Raw genomic sequence first — 3,992 nt, 5'->3', positions numbered from 1 at the left:
GGAAGCTCCTGGTCGTCCTCAACGCTATCATTCGCGACAAAACCGCATTCGCGTGAACACAGTTGCCATGCCGTGACTTGGAAGCGCTGCCACGGTGCAGATTCTGCTCCGTTGCACGCCTTGGCGAAGGTAACGGCATGGATTCCAGGGTCTGCGCGCGTCGCTTCGCTCCTTGCTCCGCCCGTGGATGACGAAGCGATAGGCGCTTCGGCTAATCTCCAACGCCGCAGAGCCGTTCAAAAGCGCACGCCCACCGGTCCCTCGGGTGCGTAGAACGATCAAGCAGCCATCAGCCCTTTCACCTTCCGCATATCATGCAAAAACCGGTCCCTCTCCGCCTCCTTGTCCTCATGATCGCGGATGCGCAGGATGAAGGAGGGGTGGATGGTCACAAACACCCGCAAGCCATCCTCGCGCTCGATCACATCGCCGCGCATCTTGGTGATCGGCACGGCCTTGCCGAGCAGCGACTGCGCCGCCGTCGCGCCGAGCGCCACCACGAGGTTCGGCTTGACGAGGTCGAGCTCCTTGTCCAACCACCAGCGGCAGGCCTGGATTTCGCCGGCATTGGGCTTCGAATGGATGCGCCGCTTGCCGCGCGGCTCGAATTTGAAGTGTTTGACCGCATTGGTCACATAGACCTTGCGGCGGTCGATTTCGGCGTCGTCCAGGATGCTGTCGAATATTCTGCCGGCCGGGCCGACAAATGGTTTGCCGGCCAGATCCTCCTGATCGCCTGGCTGTTCGCCGACGAAGACCACTTCCGCACTTTCCGGTCCTTCGCCGAACACGGTCTGCGTTGCGTCATGCCAAAGCGGGCAGCGTCGGCAGCCCTTCGCCTCTTCGCGCAACTCCGCAATATCTTCGGCTTCAGGCGCCACCACATCGGCCGGCTCGGGCGTCGGCCAATGCTTGGCCTTCACCTTGGCATGGCGCGGTACTGGGGTGGTTGGCATCCGGTCGATCATCTCTGACGCGGCTCTGTCTGCTCCTGCTGTCAAATCTGGAATGAGCGAGGCCGCGGGAAGGTTCCGCCAATATTTTCTTCGGCATCTCCTGCCGTTGGCAAAACGTGATCGCCGCGCCTGTCGGGCCCTGTGCTCAAACCTCATGCAGGTAGAGATGATAGTCCAGCTCGCTGACGGTGCGTGCCACGCGCAGATATTCCGCCTGCTTGATCGCCACGAAGGTTCGGTGCAGGTCGGGGCCGAGCGCCGACTTCAGGAAATCGGAGCCTCTGGCCGCTTCGATTGCGGCGCGCCAGTCGGCGGGCATGCTCGATTTCTCCGTTGCCTGTTCATAGCCGTTCCCGGTCGTCTCGAGGCCAGGGTCCAGACCCTCGTCCAGGCCCTTGACGATGCCGGCCAGCACCGTTGCGGCGACAAGGTATGGATTCGCGTCTACGCCCGACGGCCGGTGCTCGATGCGGCGGTTCCTGGCGTCGCCCGCCGGCACGCGCAGCGCCACCGAGCGGTTGTTGACGCCCCAACTGGGCGCCACGGGGGCATAGGATTGCGAGACGAAGCGGCGCCATGAATTGGCGTGCGGCGCAAACACCAGCATGGATTCCGCCATGGTGTGGATGAGACCGCCAAGCGCGTTGAGCAGGCTTAGTGACCACTTCTCGCCGGCTGCCTCGGTGAAGACGTTGCGGCCGCCATCGTCCTCCAGCGAGACATGGAAATGCATGCCCGATCCGGCATAGGCCTCGATGGGCTTGGCCATGAAGCAGGCGGTGACGCCGTGCCGCCGCGCCTGCGCCCGTACCAGCCGCTTCAGCATGACGAGATCGTCGGCCGCCCGCATCACGTCCTTGCGGTAGTTGAGCGTTAGTTCGTACTGGCCGGGCGCGTATTCGGAGATCACCGTCTCGGCTGGAATGCCCTGCGCCCTCGCGGCGGCGTAGATGTCGGAAAACAGTGGCTCCATGCCATGCAGATGGTCGACCGAATAGACCTCGGTCTTGGCCGAGCGGCGGCCGTCGAGCACCGCGCGGGCAGGCTGAACCTTGCCATCCGCGTCGCGCTCATTGGACAGCAGGAAAAACTCAAGCTCGAAGGCGCCGGCCGGATGCAGTCCGCGCGCCGCCAGCAATTCCACCTGCCTTGCCAGCACCAGCCGCGGGTCAGAGGTCATCGGCTGGCCGTCGAGGTGGTGCATCGACATCAGCACCTGGCCGCGCGGCGGGTTGGTGCCGAAGAGCGGCACCAGCGTGCCGGGGATCGGCCATGCCCTGAGATCGCCGTCGCCGGTGTCCCACACCAGTCCGGTTTCGTGCACATCCTCGCCGGTGATGTCGAGGCCGAGGATCGAGATCGGCAGATGCCGGCCGTTCTCGAAAATGCCCATCAGCTCGTGCCGGCGCACGATCTTGCCGCGGCCGATGCCGTTGGCGTCGGTGAGCACGATGTCGAACGCCTCGATCTCAGGATGCGCGTCGAGAAACGCCTTCGCCTCGGCGGGAGTCGAGCCGGAAGGAGAGGTGGTAGCGGCGTTCAGATTGTCCATCGCCGCTTTTCTCACGCCGCAAGCTTGCCCGCAACCGCGGCGAAGGCGGCGATCAGTCGGCTCACTTGCGCCGAAGTCGTTGCCGGTGAGATCAGCATCATGTTGTGGAACGGCGCGATCAGCACGCCGCGATTGACCAGCGCGACATGGATGGCGGCTTCGAGTTCCGGCGCATGCGCCTTCTCGGCCTCGCCGCCGTTTTGCAGCGGTCCGGGCGCACAGATGAACTCGACGCGGGCGCCGACCCGCGCGACATGCCAGGGCAGCTTGCTTCGCTGAATGACGGCGGAGAGCCCCGCATCGAGGCGGCGCGCCAGCCGGTCCATATGGGCGTAGGCTGCCTCCGTCATCACCTCTTCCAGCGTGGCGCGCATCGCCGCGAATTGCAGCGGGTTCGCCGACAGCGTGGTGCCCATGCCGGAATAGCCGGGCTCCTTGGTCTGGTTGTAGCCGCCATAGCGCGTGGCGACCTCCTCGCTCATGCCCCAGATGCTCGCCGGCACGCCGCCGGCCACCGGCTTGCCGAGCACGAACAGGTCCGGCTCCAGCCCGTGCTTGCGCGTATAACCGCCCGGCCCCGTCGAAATCGTGTGCGTCTCGTCGATCAGCAGCAGTGTGCCGGCCGCGCGGGTCAGGCGCCGCAGCGCGTCGTGGAAACCGGGTTCCGGCAGCACCATGCAGGAATTGGTCAGCACCGGCTCAGTGATGACGCAGGCGACGTCGCGGTCGGCAACTGCTGCTTCCAAGGCTGCAACATCGTTGAATTCGACAATCTTCGTGGCTCGCGTCAGGTCGCGGAACTCGCCGGCCAGCCCAGGCCGGTTGACCGGTTTGCCGTCGATAAGCCGCACCATCGTCTCGTCGACCGAGCCATGATAGCAGCCGTTGAAGACCAGGATCTTCTCGCGTCCGGTCACCGCGCGGGCGACGCGCAGCGCAAAGCGGTTGGCGTCGGTGGCGGTGGTGGCGATCTGCCAGTAGAGCAGGCCGAAGCGCTGCTGCAGCAGTGGGCCGATCGCCAGCGCATCCTCGCTTGGCAGCATATAGGTCAGACCCCGAGCGGCCTGCCGGCGGATCGCCCGGGCGACCGCCGGCGGCGAATGGCCGAGCATCGAGCCGGTATCGCCGAGGCAGAAATCGTCGAGCCTATTGCCGTCGATGTCAGTGATGATAGCGCCCTTGGCGCCGTCGACCAGAATCGGGAACGGCGTCGGCCAGTCGCTCATCCAGTGCATCGGCACCCCGCCGAGGAAACCGGCAATGCCGTTGCCGAGCTTCGCCTCGGATTTCGGCCGCGCCTTGCGGAAGGCGGCCGCCTCCGTCTCGCGCAATTCGGCGATGCGAGCGACGTCGATGCCGCCGATGGAAGTCCGGTCGATTGAATGCATGAAGTCCCCTCAGGCAGTAAGGCAGTAGGCAGTAGGCAGTAGGCAGTAGGCAGTAGGCAGTAGGCAGTAGGCAGTAGGCAGTAGGCAGTAGGCAGT

General features: G+C 65.1%; 3 protein-coding genes. All 3 read right to left on the bottom strand.

Annotated elements, in window-relative coordinates; all coding sequences use genetic code 11:
• Positions 1-278 precede the first annotated feature (278 nt).
• The 3 genes from LB552_RS29540 to LB552_RS29530 are packed head-to-tail and all read right to left on the bottom strand — an operon-like array spanning position 279 to position 3,896.
• On the bottom strand, positions 279-1,112 hold the full coding sequence (locus LB552_RS29540) for a UdgX family uracil-DNA binding protein (RefSeq protein WP_224611723.1): 834 nt from the start codon (positions 1,110-1,112) through the stop codon (positions 279-281).
• Entirely contained in the window at positions 1,102-2,508 is a 1,407-nt protein-coding gene (locus LB552_RS29535) for a glutamine synthetase family protein (RefSeq protein ID WP_224611721.1), read from the bottom strand. The genes LB552_RS29540 and LB552_RS29535 overlap by 11 nt, the downstream gene beginning before the upstream one ends.
• An 11-nt stretch (positions 2,509-2,519) precedes the next feature.
• Complete coding sequence (locus tag LB552_RS29530; RefSeq protein WP_224611719.1) at positions 2,520-3,896, bottom strand: aspartate aminotransferase family protein; 1,377 nt, start codon at positions 3,894-3,896, stop codon at positions 2,520-2,522.
• Positions 3,897-3,992 lie beyond the last annotated feature (96 nt).

This window comes from Mesorhizobium sp. CA7 (assembly GCF_020165015.1).
Taxonomy (GTDB): Bacteria; Pseudomonadota; Alphaproteobacteria; order Rhizobiales; family Rhizobiaceae; genus Mesorhizobium.
The sequence above is the reverse complement of the archived record's forward strand: the minus strand, read 5'-3'. Positions and strand labels throughout refer to the sequence as shown.